The 17,013-nt window shown below is 71.2% G+C and carries 15 protein-coding genes; 10 read left to right on the top strand and 5 right to left on the bottom strand.

The window, feature by feature from the left end; all coding sequences use genetic code 11:
• Positions 1-182 precede the first annotated feature (182 nt).
• Both J2Z30_RS18775 and J2Z30_RS18770 read left to right on the top strand, forming a co-directional pair.
• On the top strand, positions 183-1,661 hold the full coding sequence (locus tag J2Z30_RS18775) for an FGGY-family carbohydrate kinase (RefSeq protein ID WP_044581028.1): 1,479 nt from the start codon (positions 183-185) through the stop codon (positions 1,659-1,661).
• Positions 1,662-1,826: 165 nt separating this feature from the next.
• Positions 1,827-3,170, top strand: a complete 1,344-nt coding sequence (locus J2Z30_RS18770) for an FAD-dependent oxidoreductase (protein ID WP_078956497.1) — start codon at positions 1,827-1,829, stop codon at positions 3,168-3,170.
• Between the two features lie 7 nt (positions 3,171-3,177).
• On the opposite strand, the gene J2Z30_RS18765 is transcribed toward J2Z30_RS18770, so the two are convergent.
• Genes J2Z30_RS18765 through J2Z30_RS51370 form a run of 3 tightly spaced genes read right to left on the bottom strand, consistent with a single transcriptional unit; the run spans position 3,178 to position 6,205 of the window.
• Positions 3,178-3,948 carry an SDR family NAD(P)-dependent oxidoreductase gene (locus tag J2Z30_RS18765; protein ID WP_044568266.1) on the bottom strand — a complete coding sequence of 257 codons (771 nt, stop codon included), beginning with the start codon at positions 3,946-3,948 and terminating at the stop codon, positions 3,178-3,180.
• A 29-nt stretch (positions 3,949-3,977) separates the two neighbouring features.
• On the bottom strand, positions 3,978-5,006 hold the full coding sequence (locus tag J2Z30_RS18760; protein WP_044568264.1) for a phosphotransferase family protein: 1,029 nt from the start codon (positions 5,004-5,006) through the stop codon (positions 3,978-3,980).
• Positions 5,003-6,205: an acyl-CoA dehydrogenase family protein gene (locus J2Z30_RS51370; protein WP_044568262.1), complete on the bottom strand. Its 1,203-nt coding sequence runs from the start codon at positions 6,203-6,205 to the stop codon at positions 5,003-5,005. Before J2Z30_RS51370 ends, J2Z30_RS18760 begins: the two co-directional genes overlap by 4 nt.
• 408 nt (positions 6,206-6,613) lie before the next feature.
• On the opposite strand from J2Z30_RS51370, the gene J2Z30_RS18750 reads away from it, so the two are divergent.
• Positions 6,614-7,915: an MFS transporter gene (locus J2Z30_RS18750; protein ID WP_044568261.1), complete on the top strand. Its 1,302-nt coding sequence runs from the start codon at positions 6,614-6,616 to the stop codon at positions 7,913-7,915.
• Positions 7,916-7,955: 40 nt separating this feature from the next.
• Here J2Z30_RS18750 and J2Z30_RS18745 read toward each other — a convergent pair whose 3' ends face one another.
• Positions 7,956-8,699: a glucose 1-dehydrogenase gene (locus J2Z30_RS18745; RefSeq protein WP_044581025.1), complete on the bottom strand. Its 744-nt coding sequence runs from the start codon at positions 8,697-8,699 to the stop codon at positions 7,956-7,958.
• Between the two features lie 86 nt (positions 8,700-8,785).
• The gene (locus J2Z30_RS18740) at positions 8,786-9,826 is read right to left on the bottom strand and encodes an NAD(P)-dependent alcohol dehydrogenase (protein WP_044568259.1); all 1,041 of its coding nucleotides are present in this window, start codon (positions 9,824-9,826) and stop codon (positions 8,786-8,788) included.
• A 95-nt stretch (positions 9,827-9,921) separates the two neighbouring features.
• On the opposite strand from J2Z30_RS18740, the gene J2Z30_RS18735 reads away from it, so the two are divergent.
• The 7 genes from J2Z30_RS18735 (at position 9,922) to J2Z30_RS18705 (ending at position 17,002) form a co-directional block, all read left to right on the top strand.
• Positions 9,922-10,725: an SDR family NAD(P)-dependent oxidoreductase gene (locus J2Z30_RS18735; protein ID WP_308279959.1), complete on the top strand. Its 804-nt coding sequence runs from the start codon at positions 9,922-9,924 to the stop codon at positions 10,723-10,725.
• 124 nt (positions 10,726-10,849) lie between these two features.
• Positions 10,850-11,998, top strand: a complete 1,149-nt coding sequence (locus J2Z30_RS18730; protein ID WP_044568258.1) for an acyl-CoA dehydrogenase family protein — start codon at positions 10,850-10,852, stop codon at positions 11,996-11,998.
• Between the two features lie 410 nt (positions 11,999-12,408).
• Positions 12,409-13,197, top strand: a complete 789-nt coding sequence (locus tag J2Z30_RS18725; RefSeq protein WP_044568256.1) for an enoyl-CoA hydratase/isomerase family protein — start codon at positions 12,409-12,411, stop codon at positions 13,195-13,197.
• 5 nt (positions 13,198-13,202) lie between these two features.
• A complete protein-coding gene (locus tag J2Z30_RS18720; protein ID WP_078957261.1) occupies positions 13,203-13,631 on the top strand; it encodes a Zn-ribbon domain-containing OB-fold protein in 429 nt (142 codons plus the stop codon).
• Complete coding sequence (locus tag J2Z30_RS18715) at positions 13,628-14,773, top strand: thiolase family protein (RefSeq protein ID WP_044568253.1); 1,146 nt, start codon at positions 13,628-13,630, stop codon at positions 14,771-14,773. Before J2Z30_RS18720 ends, J2Z30_RS18715 begins: the two co-directional genes overlap by 4 nt.
• A 55-nt stretch (positions 14,774-14,828) precedes the next feature.
• Positions 14,829-16,031, top strand: a complete 1,203-nt coding sequence (locus J2Z30_RS18710) for an acyl-CoA dehydrogenase family protein (protein ID WP_044568252.1) — start codon at positions 14,829-14,831, stop codon at positions 16,029-16,031.
• Complete coding sequence (locus J2Z30_RS18705; protein ID WP_044568250.1) at positions 16,028-17,002, top strand: phosphotransferase family protein; 975 nt, start codon at positions 16,028-16,030, stop codon at positions 17,000-17,002. Before J2Z30_RS18710 ends, J2Z30_RS18705 begins: the two co-directional genes overlap by 4 nt.
• The last annotated feature ends 11 nt before the right edge of the window (positions 17,003-17,013 follow it).

The raw sequence follows: 17,013 nt of genomic DNA, 5'->3' as shown, positions 1-17,013 counted from the left end.
AACGTGGAGCGGGGCCCAAGGGGTGTCAAGGGGTGTCAAGGAGTGTCAGGGAGTGTCAAGGGGCGAGACATGCGGTCGATGGCGGGGTGCCGACGCGCGCTGCTGATATGGCTTTTCGCCAGGGCAAGGCCATCCGCGGGGTCACCTTGACGCTGAAATCGTTTTTTGTCAGCGTGCTCGCCATGCCTCGCAACGCAGTCATCGGAGTGGACATCGGCACCTCGAGCACCAAGGGCGTCCTCGTCGGTCTCGATGGCGCACTGATCCGCTCGGCCACCCGGGAGCACACCCCCGCAAGACCGGGTCCCGGCCACTTCGAGATGGACGCCGCCGTCTGGTGGCGCGAGTTCACCGAACTCGCCCGCGAGCTGACCGCCACGGAGGACACCGCCGTGGTCGCCGTCGGGGTCAGCGGCATGGGGCCCTGCGTCCTGCTGACCGATGAACACGACACCCCGCTGCGCCCCGCCGTGCTCTACGGTGTGGACACCCGCTCGGTCCACCAGATCCAGCGCATCGAGGCGCGGCTCGGCGCCGACGAGATCATCCGCCGTGGCGGCTCCGCCCTGACCACCCAGGCCGCCGGGCCGAAGATCGCGTGGATCGCCGAGGAGGAACCCGAGCTCTACGCGCGGGCCAAGCGCCTGTACATGCCGAGCTCCTGGCTGGTCAGAAAGCTCACCGGAAACTACGTCCTGGACCACCACTCGGCCAGCCAGTGCACTCCGCTGTACGACACGCTCGCCGGTGAGTGGTACGCCCCCTGGGCCGCCGAGGTCGCCCCCGGGATCGAACTGCCGCCGCTGCACTGGCCCGGCGAGGCGGCCGGCGCTCTCACCCCCGAGGCCGCCACGGCGACCGGCCTGCCCGCCGGAATCCCCGTCACCACCGGCACCATCGACGCCTGGGCCGAGGCCCTGAGCGTGGGTGCGCAGAACATCGGCGATCTGATGCTGATGTACGGCACCACCATGTTCCTCATCCACACCGTGCCCAAGCCGCTGACCAGCCCGTCCCTGTGGGGCACCGTCGGCGCCCTGCCAGGGACCCGGAATCTGGCCGGTGGCATGGCCACCTCCGGCGCGGTCGCCAACTGGCTGAAGGACCTGTTCGCCGACGGCGACCACGCCGAACTCACCGCGCTGGCCGCCGAGTCGGGCGTCGGCGCCAACGGCCTGCTGATGCTGCCGTACTTCTCCGGCGAGCGCACCCCGATCATGGACCCCGACGCCCGCGGAGTGATCGCCGGGCTGACCCTGTCCCACACCCGCGGCGACCTCTACCGGGCCGCGCTCGAGGCCACCGGGTTCGCCGTCCGCCAGAACATCGAGGTCATCGAGGCGGTCGGTGGCGACATTCGCCGGATGGTCGCCGTCGGTGGCGGCACCCAGGGCTCGCTGTGGACACAGATCGTCTCCGACATCACCGGCCGCCCACAGGAGTTGCGCACCATCACCATCGGCGCGGGCTACGGTGACGCGCTGCTGGCCGCCCAGCTCGTCGGGGAGGCCTCCATCGACGACTGGAACCCGGTGCGCGAGACGGTGACGCCGCGCGCCGAACACGCCGGGCGCTATGACGAGCTGTACGCCCTCTACCGGCGGCTGTACCCGGACACCGCCGAGACCGTTCACGCGCTGGCCGCGCTACAGGAGCGCTGAGCGCCACCCCCGCGGCCGCAGCGCCACCCGCGCCCCTCAACACAAGAGAATCCACTTCGGTCATGGTGATACCGATTCTGGCTGGCCGATGTCGGTCCAGTGCTTGCTCTTTGAACTGGATTCGGTTTTGCTGGGAGGGTCGTCCCAGAACCGGAGGGGAGTCGCGTGCGCGCGGAAGAAGTCGATCTGCTCATCATCGGCGCGGGTATGGCGGGGTTGACCGCCGGTGCCCGCGCGGTTCGCAATGGTCTGTCCGTCACGGTCGTGGAGATCGGTAAGGACGTCGGCGGTTCCGCGCTCTTCGCGGGTTACGCATGGACCGCGCCGAGCCACGACATCATGGACCAGCACAATCCGCATGGAGACACCGCGCTCAAGCGCGCCCTCGTGGATCGGTTCCCCGAGGGCATCTCATGGATCCGCTCCCTCGGCGTGGACATCAAGGACGCGCAGCGCGTTCTCGGTTTCGGCCGCGGGCACCAGTTCGACACCCATCAGTATGTCGCCACCTGTCGTCAAACCATCCGCCGAGGCGGTGGCGCGCTGCTGTTGGAAACGTGCACCGAAAGGCTGGTGGTCGAGGACGGTGTCGTGACGGGGGCGGAGCTGCGACTGGCCGATGGCACCCGCACGCATGTGCGCGCCGGGTCCACGCTCATCGCGACCGGCGGGTTTCAGGGCGATCCGGAACTCGGCGCCGCGCATGTGCACCCCCGTGCCGGGGGCATGCGGCTCCGCTCCAACCCCTTCAGCCGCGGCGGTGGCTACCGTCTGGCCACCGGGGTCGGTGCCGCCACCGGCCACGATGACGCGGGCTTCTACGGCCATCTCATCCCCAGCGGCATCCCCTTCGCCGACCCGGCGGACTTCGTCGACCTGTCGCTCTACTACAGCGAGCACGCCCTCCTGTTCAACGTGGACAACGACCGGTTCGTCGACGAGACGCTGGGCGACCACCTCACGGCCATGGCCCTGCTGGAGCAGCCCGAGAGCCGGGGCCTTCTCATCGCCGACGCCCGGGTGTTCCGTGACTGGGTCGTCGGCAGCTACGTCGAAGGCGCGGTCGCCGTGGACAAGTTCGCGCTGGCCGGTAAGCGGGGCGGCCGTGTGGGACTCGCCGAAGACCTCGACGAACTGGCCTACCTTCCGGAGGAATGGGGATATCGGGGCGGTGCCGTGCGCGACGCGGTCAAGCTGTTCAACGAACACACCGCGGCGGGGCTGGAGCCGGTGCCCGGCCGGAAGCTGGACCGCCTCCCGCTCGACGAACCGCCGTACTACGTGATCGAGGCGGTACCGGCCATCACCTTTCCCTTCCACGGGATCCGCGTCGACGACCGGGCCCGCGTACTGTGCGGGGACGGCGAACCGCTCCCCGGGCTCCTCGCGGCCGGGTCGGACACCGGCGGCCTGTGGCACCGCGCCTACGCCGGCGGCATCGCCTCTGCCCTGGTGTTCGGACTGACCGCCGCGGACACCGCCACCGCGACGGCCTCACACACCGGGTAGTGCCCCGTCAGCGCGCCGTCCACCCGCCGTCCACGTACAGCTCGGAGCCGGTCACGAAGCTCGCGTCCTGGGACGCGAGGAAGGCGACGGCCCCCGCCACCTCCTCCGGCCTGCCGAGCCGCCCCATGGGGGTGCCCTCGACCATCGCGGTGTGACGCGGTGTGCCCTGCCACAGTTCGCGGGAGAGCGGGGTCTCGATGAAACCGGGATGGATCGAATTGACCCGGACGCCGCGCGTGGCCCAGTGCAGCGCGGCGTTCTTCGTCATCAGCCGGACCGCGCCCTTCGCCGCGTGATACGAGAACTGGCTGCCGAAGCCGCCCACCGTGCCGAAGATCGACGCGATGTTGACGATCGAGCCGCCACCGGAGCGTTCGATCGCGGGGCCACCGTGCTTCATGCCGAGCCAGACACCGCCCTGGGTCACCGCGATGACCTTGTCCCAAGACTCCTGGGTCTCCGTCTCCACGGTGCGCATCTGGGCGACACCCGCGTTGTTGACGAGCACGGACAGGCCGCCCAGTTCGGAGACCACGCGCTCGACCGCGCCGCGCCACGCCTCCTCGTCGCTCACGTCCAGCGCGAGGCCCAGCGCCCGCGCTCCGTCGGCGGCCGGCTCCTTCGTCAGCTCCTCCGCCAGCTGGTCGCAGCGGTCGGCGTCCACGTCGGTCACCACCACCGTGGCGCCCTCGGCGGCCAGCCGCCGCGAGACGGTGGTTCCTATGCCGCCGGTGGCGCCGGTGACCAGGGCGATCTGTCCGGACAGTCGGTCTCGCACGGGTACTCCTTCGTCTCGTGTGTCAGTGGTCACGGCAGGAGCTCCAGCCCCGAGCGCAGCAGCGCGGGCACCGCGGATCCGACCCGTTCGAATCCCGTTCCGACCGTCTGTCCCGCCGAAAAGCGGGCGTGGATGCCCTCCGCGATGACGGCGAGCTTGAAACAGCCCAGGGCCTGGTAATACGGCAGGGCGCCGATGTCCCGTCCGGACTTCTCGGCGTATCGCTCGGCCAGTTCGCGCCCCGATCGAAAACCGGGGTTGGCCGTCGGGACATGCCGCGCCCCGAGGACCGGTTCGCAGGTCCGGTCCCAGTACATGAGCAGCATCCCGAGGTCGGCGAGGGGATCGCCGAGCGTGGCCATCTCCCAGTCGATGACCGCGGCGATCCGCCCGAAGTCGGCGGGTGCCAGGATGACGTTGTCCAGGCGGTAGTCGCCGTGCACGATGGCCGGGGCGCCGCTCGCGGGCAGGGAACGGGCCAGCCTGCCGTGCAGTTCGTCGAGGTCGGACAGGCTCCGCGTGGCGACCTTGTCCCACTGCCCACGCCATCGCCGCACCTGGCGCTCCAGATAGCCGTCGGGTCGGCCGAAGTCGCCGAGCCCGACGGTGGCGGCGTCCACCGAGTGCAGTGTGACCAGGGTGTCCACCAGCGCGTCAGCGGCGCGCCGCGGGTCGTCGGGCGGGAGGGCGGCGGCCTCGTCGCCGTCGCGCAGCACCATGCCCTCCACGAAGCCGACGACACAGAACGGCGCCCCGATCACCTCCGGGTCCGTGCAGGACAGCACGGCTCGGGCGACCGGCACCGCGGTGTCGCCGAGCGCCGCGACGACGCGGTATTCGCGGTCCATGTCGTGCGCGGTCGGTGTCAGCACCCCCAGCGGCGGTCGGCGCAGCACCCACCGGTGTGCTCCGTCGGTCACCGCGTAGGTGAGATTGGAGCGCCCGCCTTGCAGGAGCGTGACCTCGAGCGGGCCCTCGCACTCGGGTACGTGGCGTTCGAAGTAGCGCTGCAACGCGGGCACGTCGACTCCGGCCACGGTCGTCCCGGAACTGGTCACCGAGTGCCCCTCCGCTCCCGCGCCGCCCGCACCGCGCGCTTGGCGACGGCCCAGCGATGGGTCTCGGAAGGGCCGTCGTAGATACGGAACGGACGCACCTCGCGGTACAGCCGCGACAGCGGGGCGTCCCCAGAGATGCCGAGCGCACCGCATATCTGGACGGCCCGGTCGACCACCCGGTTCACCGCCTCGGAGACGTAAATCTTGGCGATCGAGGTGTGCTGGGCGGCCGGGCGGCCCTGGTCCAGCTCCCAGCAGGCCCGCCACAGCACCGCCCGGCCGGTCTCGATGTCGATCTCGGAGTCGGCCAGCATCTGCTGCACCATGCCCAGTTCGGCCAGCGGCTTGCCGAAGGCCGAACGGTCCGCCGCGCGTTCCAGGGCGATGTCCTGCGCCCGCCGGGCCACTCCGAGCCAGCGCATACAGTGGGTCATGCGCGCGGGCCCCAGGCGTACCTGGGCGTACGCGAAGCCCTGGTCCACCTCGCCCAGTACGGCCTCGTCCCCGACCTCGCAGCCCTCGAAGGCGATTTCGCTGTGCCCGCCGAAGAGGCCCTGGTCCAGGGTGTCGATATTCCGGACGATCTTCATGCCGGGGTTGTCGGCGGCGATGAGGAACATCGTCGCGCCGCCCGGGTCGCCGGGGCCGCCGCTGGTGCGGGCCATGCAGATGGCGAAGGCCGCCCCGTCGGCGCCGCTGATGAACCACTTGCGGCCGTCGATCAGCCAGCCGCCGTCGATCCGCGTCGCGGTCGTCGTGAGCGCACGCGGGTCGGAGCCGGCGCCCGGCGCCGGCTCGGTCATCGCGAAACACGAGCGCGTCTCACCGGCCGCCAGCGGGCGCAGATACCGCTCCTTCTGCTCCTCCGTGGCCACCACCTCGAGCAGATGCGTATTGCCCTCGTCGGGAGCCGCGCAGTTGAGCGCGAGCGGCCCCAGCAGCGAGTACCCGGCCGCCTCGAAGACCACTGCCTGCCCGCACAGGTCCAGTCCGAGTCCGCCCCATTCGGCGCCGACGTGCGGGGCGAACACCCCCGCCTCGCGGGCCGCGTCCTGGAGTCGGCGGCGCAGCGGCTCCGGTCCGGCGTGGACATCGCCGTCACACGCCTGCTCCTCGGGTATCACCACCTCCCGTACGAACTCGGTGGTGCGCCGCGCGATCCCGGCGACCCGTTCATCGATCTCGAACCCGATGGGCACGTTGTACTCCCGAGCTTGGCTACTGCCTACCTGTACGGCGATGTCGCGCTCCGCATCGTGGCTGGGCGCGACCGCGCACTCACGATGCGGAGCAGGTCCAAAAGCGCGGGCGCCGCACGCGGCGCGCTCCGCCTCTTACGAGTAAACCGAATCCAATTCAGATACTCAACCGGTGGGGCATGTGCCACTGTGGCGGCCGGCTCGCGCGGCGCTTCGGCACCGGCTGAACCGCAGGTCGGGCGCCCTGTGTACGAAGCCTTGCCGTCGTGTGCGCACGATCGTGTCCATGGTCTTCGCCGTGGTCCTGGAGAAAACCCCTGTTCGATGGCTAGCTGTACTGAGTTCAGTTCTGTAGCGTCCCGGGCGTCGGCAGGGAACGGACCGTGCCGCGGGGAAGGGAGCCGGATCATGAGCACCACACAGCAGCCCGCGCCGCCGGGGGAGGAGTCGGCGTCGTACGATCCACGTACGGTGCGCCGCGCGATGCTCGCCGGGAGCATCGGCACCCTGATCGAGTACTTCGATTTCAGCGTCTACGGCTATCTCGCCGTGGCGATCGCTCCGCAGTTCTTCCCGAGCGAGGATCCGGCTGCCTCGACGCTGGCGGCGCTCGCGGTGCTCGCCACCGGCCTCGTGGTGCGGCCGCTCGGCGGTGTCTTCTTCGGATGGCTCGGTGACCGCTGGGGGCGTCGCAAGGCGCTGGTCTCCTCGGTGCTGTGCATGGGGGTGGCCAGCAGCCTCACCGGACTGCTGCCGACCTACAGCCAGATCGGCGTGGTCGCCGCGGTGCTCCTGTTCCTCACCCGGATGGTGCAGGGCATCTCCTCGGGCGGCGAATCGGTCGGCGCCTACACCTACATCTACGAGTCGGCGCCACCCCAGCGCAGGGCCTTCCTCGGCGCCGTCACGCCCATCGGGTCCAACCTCGGGTTCATGCTCGCGGCCGCGACGGCCGGAGCGATCTCCGCCCTCACCACCAAGGAACAGATGGGCGACTGGGGCTGGCGGCTGCCCTTCCTGCTGGCCGTGCCGCTGACCCTGCTCTGCCTGTGGGCCCGGCTGCGGATCGAGGACACCCCGGAATTCAAGGAGGCCGCACAGCGCGCCGACATCCCCGCGGCTCCGATCCGGGAGGTCCTGGCCACTCACCGTACGGCGCTGCTGCAGTCCGTCGGCCTGGCCATGGCACAGGGCGGCGCCATCTTCCTCGGGCTGACGTACATCGGCATCTATCTGACCACCAACCTGGGATACGACACCACGCTGGTGTACTGGCTGTCCGCGGGTGTCGTGCTCGTCACCGTGCTGCTCATGGTGCCGGCCGGCCGGCTCGCCGCCCGATTCGGCTGCCGGCGCGTGCTGATGGGCGGGCTGCTGGGCTTCCTGGTGACCGCCTACCCCGCGATGCTGCTGATGGGCCAGGACAGCCTGGCGCTGGCCGGTCTGGCGTATCTGCTCCTGATGCTGAGCAGTGCGTTCGTGCAGGTCCCGGCGGCGAGTTTGTGGCCGCATCTGTTCGAACGCCGGGTCCGCTACACCGGTATGGCGATCGGGTACAACGTCGGCACCGTCCTCGCGGGCGGTACGGCTCCGTACATCGCGGCCTTCCTGGTCGACCGGACCGGGAACCTGCTCTCCCCGGCGTTCTTCGTCATGCTGGTCTGCCTGATCGGAATCGGTTCCCTGCTGACCGTCCGCAAGGATGTATAGGGGGTGTCGGCGTGGTGGCCGCAGGCCACCACGCCGCGCTCTAATCCGCGGCGGAGTGGCCGCCGAGGCCGATGGTCTGGCCACCGTCGATGAGGAACTCCCCGCCCGTGGTGTAGGAGGCGTCGTCGCTCGCGAGGAAGAGCACCATGCGGGTGACCTCCTCGGGCTCCCCGATGCGCGCCACCGGCTGACGGGCGAAGAGTCCGGGTGAGGCGGTCTCACCCATGGGCGTGCGGATGACTCCGGGGTGTACGGAGTTGACGCGCACCCCCGTGCCTGCCATGTCCAGTGCGGCGGCCTTGGTCATCCCGCGCACCCCCCACTTGCTCGCCACATAGCCGATGCCACCGGCGAAACCCGTCATACCGGCGGCCGAGGAGACGTTGACGACGGCCCCGCGGCCGCGCTCGCGCATACCGGGGAGGACGGTGTGCATGCCGAGGAAGGCGCCCACCAGATTGACGTCGATGATCCGGCGGAATTGCTCGGGCGACTGCTCCTCCACGCCGCCGTAAGTCATGATCCCCGCGTTGTTGACCAGGACGTCCACCGGGCCGAGGGTGTCCTCGACCGTGCGGACGACGGACCGCCACTCCGCTTCGTCGGTGACGTCGAGGTGGCAGTACCGCGCGTGGGGGAGTTCCGCGGCCAGGGCCTCACCCTCGTCGTCCAGCAGGTCGCAGACGGCGACCCGGGCGCCCTCGGCGACCAGCTCCCGTACATGCGTGGCACCCATGCCCCGGGCGCCGCCGGTGACGATCGCCGTTTTTCCGTCGAAGCGCATGCTGAACTTCCCTTCCGTATCCATGAGCCCGGCATCCATGAGCCCGGCGTCCATGAGCCGGAGCCATCGGTTCACCGCGAAGGTGATCAGTTGGGGACGAGCACGGTCCGGCCCCGGGTCGCGCCCCGGCGAAGCCGGTCGATCGCCTCCGGAGCGGCGGACAGCGGGAAGCGTTCCGTCTCGACGCGGAGCGCTCCCGAACGTGCCAGCGTGACGACCCCGGCCAATTCGTGTCGAGTTCCCCAGAAGGGCAGTGAGAGCCGGAAGCCGGCCGGGAGGACACCCGGTTTGGACACCGTCAGGCTGCCGCCTCCGCTTCCGACGACGGCGAGTTCGCCACCGGGGCGCAGGACACTGATCGCGAGTTCCAGTGTCTGTGCGGTGCCGACGAAGTCGAGCACGGCGTCCGCTCCCACGTTCCCGGTTCGCGCCCGCAGCGCGCGGGCGGTGTCCGGCCGCATCAGGGTGGAGAAGTCCGCGCCTGAGCGGTCCGCGAGAGCCAGGGCGTCCTCCCGGACATCGACTGCCAGCACCCGGCTCTCAGTGGTGGCGCGGAGGATCTGGACGGCCAGGTGGCCGAGCCCGCCGACACCGATGATGACGGCGTTGCTGCCCTCGCCGAGTGCGGGCCGGAGCCCCGACACGGCGTGGTAGGAGGTCAGGCCCGCGTCGGAGAGCGGGGCGGCCTGGTCGGCCGGCAGGTCGCCGATCGGCACCAGATGGCGGGCGGACGGGACGAGCAGATATGCGGCCATTCCGCCGTCCCGGCCCAGTCCCGCCCCGTGCCAGGCGAGGGTGTCACGCCGGTCGCAGTAGTTGCCGGAGCCCGCGACACAACGTGCGCAGGAGCCGCAGCCCCATGGCCCGTAGACCACCACGCGATCACCTGCCGCCACCCCGTCGGCGTCGGGCCCCAGGGCCGTGACCTGCCCGGCGACCTCATGGCCGAGGGTGAACGGAAGCCGGTAGGGGAGCGCTTCCGGAGGAGCGTCGATGACGTGCAGGTCGGAGCGGCACAGCCCGGCGGCTTCGACCCGCACCAGCACCTCGGCGCCGTGGGGGACCGGCCGCTCGACCTCAGCCGGTGCCGGAGCCTCGCCCCAGGCCGTCAGCCGCAGTGCCCTCATCTTCACCGTCCCGGGTCTTGTCAGCGCCGCGGCTGCCACGGTAACAGAGGTGAAGTCAGTTCAATAGATGGTCTGGGTAACTGAAGGGAGTCGATGTGACACGCGAAGATGTCCGCGCCGGGAGGTTCGCCGGCCGGGTCGCGATGGTGACGGGAGCCGCCTCCGGCATGGGCGCGGCGGTCGCCCGGCAGCTGATCGCGGAAGGGGCGGGGGCCGTCGTCCTGGCGGACGTGAACGGTGAGGGCGCCGCGGCGGTCGCCGAGGGACTGCCCGGCGCCAGGGCGATCGCACTCGACGTGACGGACGCGGCTGCCGTCGACGGCGCCTTCCGGGACGTACTGCGCCGGGACGGGCGGCTCGACGTCCTGGTGCACGCGGCGGGGGTCGACGATCCGGAGGCGAAGCGGCGCATCGCGGACGCGACGGCCGAAGGGCGGCCGGTCGAGCTGACCGACTCCCTCGACGACGCCTCCTGGCGGCGGGTCCTGCGCGTGAACCTGGACGGAACCTTCCATGTGCTGCGCGCCGCGGTGCGGGTCATGCGGCCCGCCGGGGCCGGGGCGATCGCGGTGATCGGATCGTCGTCGGCCTTCGACACACCCGTCGGCTATCCCCACTACGCGGCCTCCAAGGCGGGTGTGCACGCGCTGGCCCAGGCCGTGGCCAAGGAGGTCATCGCGTCCGGGATCCGCGTGAACGTAGTGGCGCCGGGGCCGACCGAGACGGGGATGGCGGCCCGCACCCCCGAGGCGCTGCGGGCCGGTTTCGCCGACCCGCGGGTGCGCCCGTACGCGACGCCCGAGGAGATATCCGAGATCGCCCTCTTTCTCGTGAGCGATGCCGCGGCGAACCTGGTCGGCGCGGTGCTGCTCGCCAACGGCGGCCGGTTCACCGCCTGACCGGGCCTCCGGAGCGGCCCGGGTGCGGGTCTTGCACGCCCGGAGTTCGATGTCTACCGTCTTGAACTGAGTTCAATTCTCATATTTTCACCCCCGCCCGTCGTACGAGCACGATGGAGATCCCATGCACCGTCGCCGCCCCGAGATCGACCCCCAGCTGCTGTCCGAAACGGACGAACAGCGGCAGCTGCGCACCGTCCTGCGAGACCTCTACGCCGAGGCGAGTGGCGTCGAGGATGTGCGCAAGCATCTGGCCGGCCCGCGCGGATACGACGAAGCGCTCTGGGCGCGGCTCGCGGGCGAGATCGGGGTCCATGGACTGGCCGTTCCGGAGGAGTACGGCGGGTCGGGGTTCACCTTCGCCGAACTGGCCGTGGCCCTGGAGGAATCCGGGCGCGCCCTGTACTGCGCGCCGCTGCTGCCCACGGTGGTCCTGGCCGCCCACGCCCTGCTGCTCAGCGGCGACCGTACGGCCTGCGAGCGCTATCTGCCCGGGATCGCCGACGGCACGCTCACCGCCACCGTGGCCGGGTTCGACGCCGACGTGCCCGGCGTTGCCGCGGAACAGGGGAACCGCGACGGCTGGGTGCTGCGCGGGTGGGCGGACTTCGTGCTCGACGGGGCCGGCGCGGAGCTGATCCTGGTACGCGCCGGAACACCCGCCGGACCTCGGCTCTTCGCCTGTGAGCCCGACCCCGGTACCTCCCTGCGGACCCCGCGCCGTGTCCTGGACGAGACCCGGCGCCAGGCGCTGGTGGAGTTCCGGGGCGCCCCGGCCACCGCCGTGGGTACGGCGGAGGGGATCGAGGACACGGTCTCGGGGACGCTGGACACCGGACGGGCCGCGCTGGCGGCCGAACAGGTCGGCGGCAGCGGGCACGCGCTGGACGCAACGGTTGAATTCGTGGCGCGGCGTCACCAGTTCGGGCGCCCCATCGGATCCTTCCAGGCCGTCAAGCACCGGCTGGCCGATGCGCTGGTGGCGCTGGAGGCGGCGCGTTCGGCGTCCGCGTACGCGACCGCCTGCGCGGCCGTCGCCTCACCGCAATTGCCGGTGGCCGCCTGTGCCGCCGCCGTGGTCTGCTCCGAGACCTTCCGCCTGGCGACGGCCGAGTATGTCCAACTGCACGGCGGTATCGGCTTCACCTGGGAACACCCGGCCCATCTGTACGTGCGCCGGGCGCGCGGCGCCGAGGTGCTGTTCGGTACGGCGGACCAGCACCGGGCCCGGCTCGCCGAACGCGTCGGCCTCGCCACCCACGGCGCCGCCTGAGCGGGCACCGGGGACGCGGGGATGACCGTGGACCGGTACGGCACGGCGGCCGCGGAGGCCGTCGCCGCGAGGGGTCATGCGCCGTACACGTGGAATCCCCGGCCGCTCTTGCGGCCCAGGTGAGCCGCGGCGACCATGCGCCGCAGCCCGCTCGGGCCGAGAGGGGCGAGGCGAGCGGGGGAGCGGCGTACGGCGGCTCCTTGGACTCCTCGTACATCGACTCGGCGACGGCCTGGGCTGTGTCCACGCGGTCACGACCGGCGGCGGCAGTTCGGGGGTCGATTCGGCGACGCCACATCGAGATGAGCAGGACTGAATCAGATTCGATTGGCTCGATCAGGGGGTTGACAAGGCGGTATCCGGGCTTCCAAAGTTGTAGTGAATTCAGTTCAGTTTCAGAGGGGTGAGGGATGACAACGGAAGACGAGATCCAGTTCGAGCGCGACGGCCACGTCGCCCGGGTGTGGCTCAACCGACCGTGGAAGAAGAACTGCGTCACCGTGCCGATCCTGGACCGGCTCGACGAGATCATCACCGAGGTGGACGAGGATCCCGACCTGCGGGTCCTGGTAGTGCGCGGCCGTGGCGGCACTTTCTGCTCGGGCTTCGACCTCGACAGCCTGAAGGCCGAGTACGTCGGCAAGTCGAACGCGATCGACGTCGCGGTGAAGTCCGCGAAGGTGTGCGACCGGCTGTACTCGATGAAGACGCCCTCGGTCGCGGTCCTGGAGGGCCATGTCACCGCCGGCGGCTTCGAGATCATGATCTCCTGCGACTTCGCCATCTCCGCCGACGACGCGAAGATCGGCGACTTCCACATCCGCCGTGCGCTCTTCGGCGGGGCCGGTCCGATCTACCGGGTGCCACGCATGATCGGCATCCGTAAGACCAAGGAGCTGATGCTCACCGGCAAGCTCCTCTCCGGCGTCGAGGCCGCCGAGTTCGGGCTGATCAACAAGTCCGCCCCGGCCGAGGAGCTGGACGCGACGGTCGAGGAGTTCATCAGCCACCTCGCCGACAAGAGCCCCTTCACCATGTGGCTCACCAAGATGACGATCGACCGCAGCCTGGACGCCGACACCCAGTCGCTGATGGTGATGGAGCACCTCGCCGTGGGCGTGGCGCTCAACTCCGAGGACGCGAACGAGGGCGTCTCGGCCTTCCTGGAGAAGCGCGAACCCAAGTGGCAGGGGCGCTGATCCGGATGGCCACGGATCCGCGGAGCCAGGCCGCCGCCGGGCCTCGAGCCGCCCCCGTGCTCAAGGCCACTGGCCACCGGCCCGTGCTCCAGGGCGCACGCTGCTCCGGCTGCTCGGTGACGGTCTACCCCGCGGACGACGCCTGCCCGCGCTGCGGAGGGCCGGCCGATCCGGTGGCCCTCCAGGGCACGGGCACGCTGTGGACCTGGACGGTGCAGCGGTACGAGCCCAAGTCGCCGCCCTACGAGCCCCCGCCCGGAGGCTTCGAGCCGTTCGCCCTCGGCTACGTCGAGCTGGCGGACGACGTGCGGGTGGCCGCCGTCCTCGACGTCGACGACCTCGACGACGTCCGCATCGGCATGGCTCTCTCCGTGACCGCCGGCCCCGGGGTGCCCCGGGCCAGGCCCACGACCCTGAGCGAGGAGGGCTCTTGAGCAGCGATGTGCTGATCTGCGGCGCGGGGCGCACCCCGTTCGGCCGATCGGAGGCGACCGGCCGGCAGCTGGCCCTCGCGGCCGTGAACGCCGCGCTGACGGACGCCGGAATCGAGTGGTCGCGGGTGCGGGCCGCGTTCGGCGGCAGCGACAGCGCGGGGCTCGCGGACACGCTGGTGGCCCAACTCGGCCTCACCGGACTGCCGTTCGTCAATGTCAAGAACGGCTGCGCCACCGGTGGCAGCGCACTGGTCTCCGCCGTGAACGCGATCCGCTCCGGCATGGCGGACGTCGTCCTCGCCGTCGGCTTCGACAAACACCCGCGCGGCGCCTTCGACCCGAGGCCCGAGGACTGGGGCCTGGGAGCGGAGTACGGCAGCGACGGGCTGATGGTGACCACGCAGTTCTTCGGCATGAAGATCCAGCGCTATATGCACGACCACGGCATCACCCCGCGGACCCTCGCACTGGTCGCCGAGAAGGCGTACCGCAACGGCGGCCTGACCCCCGAGGCATGGCGGCGCGAACCGCTGTCCGCCGCGGAGATCCTGGCATCCGGCATGGTCAGCGATCCGCTGACCCGCTATATGTTCTGCTCGCCGGGAGCGGGCGCGGCGGCGCTGGTCCTCTGCTCGCCCGAGGCCGCCCGTGCGATGGACGGCCCGCCGGTCACCCTGCGCTCGGCGGTCGTACGCACCCGGCGCTTCGGCTCGTTCGAGGTGTTCAGCCCGTGGATTCCCGGGGGCGAGCTGACCAGCGTCAGCCGCGATGTCTCGGCCGCCGCCTTCGAGGAGGCGGGACTCGGCCCCGGCGACGTGGACGTCTGTCAGCTCCAGGACACCGAGAGCGGTGCCGAGGTCATGCACCTGGCCGAGTGCGGGTTCTGCGAGGACGGCGAGCAGGAGCGGCTGGTCGCCTCCGGTGCCACCGGGATCGGCGGAACGCTGCCGGTCAACACCGACGGCGGCTGTATCGCCAATGGCGAACCCATCGGCGCCTCGGGGCTGCGCCAGGTGTACGAAGTCGTCCAGCAGTTGCGCGGACGGGCCGGAGACCGGCAGGTCCCGGACCGTCCCAGGATCGGCTTCACCCATGTGTACGGCGCCCCCGGCGTGAGCGCCTGCACGGTCCTGTCCCGTTGAACGGCCCGTTGAAACGTTCCGCTCAACGGCCCGCCGATCGGAGGTGGAGAAAGAGATGAGCGGCATCCCGGAACCCGAGGAGTTCCGCGAGAGGGCCCGGCGGTGGCTCGCCGGAGTCGCCCGGCCCCGCGCCGACGACGGGGAGTGGGGCAGTGGCTCCGACTCCGTCGCCGTGTTCGACAACTGGACCGAGGAGCAGGAGCGCGAGCACACCGCCCGCGTCCAGGAGTGGGAACGCACCCGCTACGACCAGGGCTGGTCCGCGCTCAACTGGCCGCAGGAGTACGGAGGACGAGGGCTGCCCGCCTACTACGAGCAGCTCTACCGTGGCGAGGAGGCGGCCTTCGACGTACCGCACCGCCCCGAGATCTTCCCCGTGACACAAGCGCTCGTGGCCCCCGCGATCGGCCTGTGGGGCACCGAGGAGCAGAAGCGGCGCTGGCTCGTGCCCCTGCTGCGCACCGACGAGCTGGCCTGCCAGCTGTTCTCGGAGACCGAGGCGGGCTCCGACCTGGCCGCGGTACGCACCAGAGCGGTGCGCGAGGGCGAGGGCTGGGTGCTGACCGGGCACAAGGTGTGGACCTCCGGCGCCCGCGTCGCGACCTGGGGCGTGGCGGTGTGCCGCACCGATCCGGACGTCCGCAAACACGCCGGTATCACCGTCTTCCTGGTGCGCATGGACGCGCCGGGCGTCACCGTACGGCCGATCCGGCAGATGACCGGTGGCACCAGCTTCAACGAGGTCTACCTCGACGGTGTGCGGGTGCCGGACACCGACCGGCTCGGGCCGGTCGGCGAGGGCTGGCGGGTCACGCTCAGTGTGCTGGCCGCCGAGCGGCTCGACTCCGGCGGCCTCGGCCTGGACAACGCCGACCGGGCGCTGGACCTGGCCGGGCACCTGCTGCGTCCCCTCACCGGCGCCGAGCGGCAGCGCGCCGCCGACCTCCACATCCGCACCCTCGTCCAGCGGCTCATGGGGCTGCGGGTGACCGCCGCCCTCGTCGCGGGGCGCGAGCCCGGCGCGGAGGCGTCGGTCGGCAAGCTGTACGCCACCGAGACCATGCGGCGCACCAGCGACCTGGTGTCCGAGCTGCTGGGGCCGAGCCTGGTGGCGGACACGGGGGAGTGGGGCACGTACGCCTGGACGGAGCACCTGCTGGGCGCCCCCGGCTACAGCATCGCGGGCGGCACCGACGAGATTCAGCGCACCATCCTCGCCGAACGCGTCCTCGGCCTGCCCAAGGAGCCCGTCCGATGAGCATGGCCACCGAGGTGCCGGAGCTGGCCGCCCGGGTCCGCGATCGGCTCGCCCGCCACCACCCGGGCGCGGTCATAGGGGAGTTGGAGGTGCTGCCGGGCGGCCACTCGGGGCTGACCTACGAGGTCGCGGCCGGGGACGCCCGGTACGTCGTCAAGGCCGTGCCGCCGGGGCAGCGGCCCGTCGGACGCAACGACGTCCTGCGCCAGGCACGGGTGCTGGGCGCGCTGGCCGGGTCCGCCGTGCCGGTACCGGGCGTGGTGGCCGTCGACGAGACGCAACCCGCCTGGTTCGCCATGGACTTCGCGGACGGTGAGGCCGTCGAGCCGGTACTGGACGACCACGAGGTGCCCGCCGCGACCGCCCGCGCCCGGATGCTGGAGATCGCGTCCGTACTACGACGCCTGCACGGCACCGATGTGCACACGCCCGCGCTCGACGCGCCCGCACCGCTCGACGCCGCCGGAGAGCTGGAGCGATGGAGCCGCACCCTGCGTGCCGTTCCCCTCGAACTGCGGCCCGGCGGGGAGGAGTTGCTGGTACGTCTCGCCGATGGCGTACCAAGTGGCCTGCCGCCGGTGCTGCTGCACGGGGACTTCCGGCTCGGCAATGTGCTGTGCGCGGGTGAGCGGGCGGTGGCCGTCGTGGACTGGGAGATCTGGAGCGTCGGCGATCCGCGTATCGACCTGGGCTGGTTCCTGCTCTTCGCCGACCACCGCAACTTCCCCCAGCTGGGACAGGCCGTGCCCGGCCTGCCCGGCGAGGCCGAACTGCTGGACGCCTACGGCGACGGCGGGCCCGCGCTGCCCGCGATGGACTGGTTCCGGGCGCTCGGCCGCATGAAGATGGCCGCGATCATGGGCCACAACCTGCGCCGCCACCGCGAGGGCAAACACCACGACCCGGACCAGGAACGCCTGCCACCCACCATCGCCGCGATGATCCGCACCGCACGCGACATCGTCGGCTGACCCGGCAGCGG

Source organism: Streptomyces iranensis (assembly GCF_017874715.1).
Lineage (GTDB): Bacteria > Actinomycetota > Actinomycetes > Streptomycetales > Streptomycetaceae > Streptomyces > Streptomyces iranensis.
This window is presented reverse-complemented; position numbering and strand designations above follow the sequence as displayed.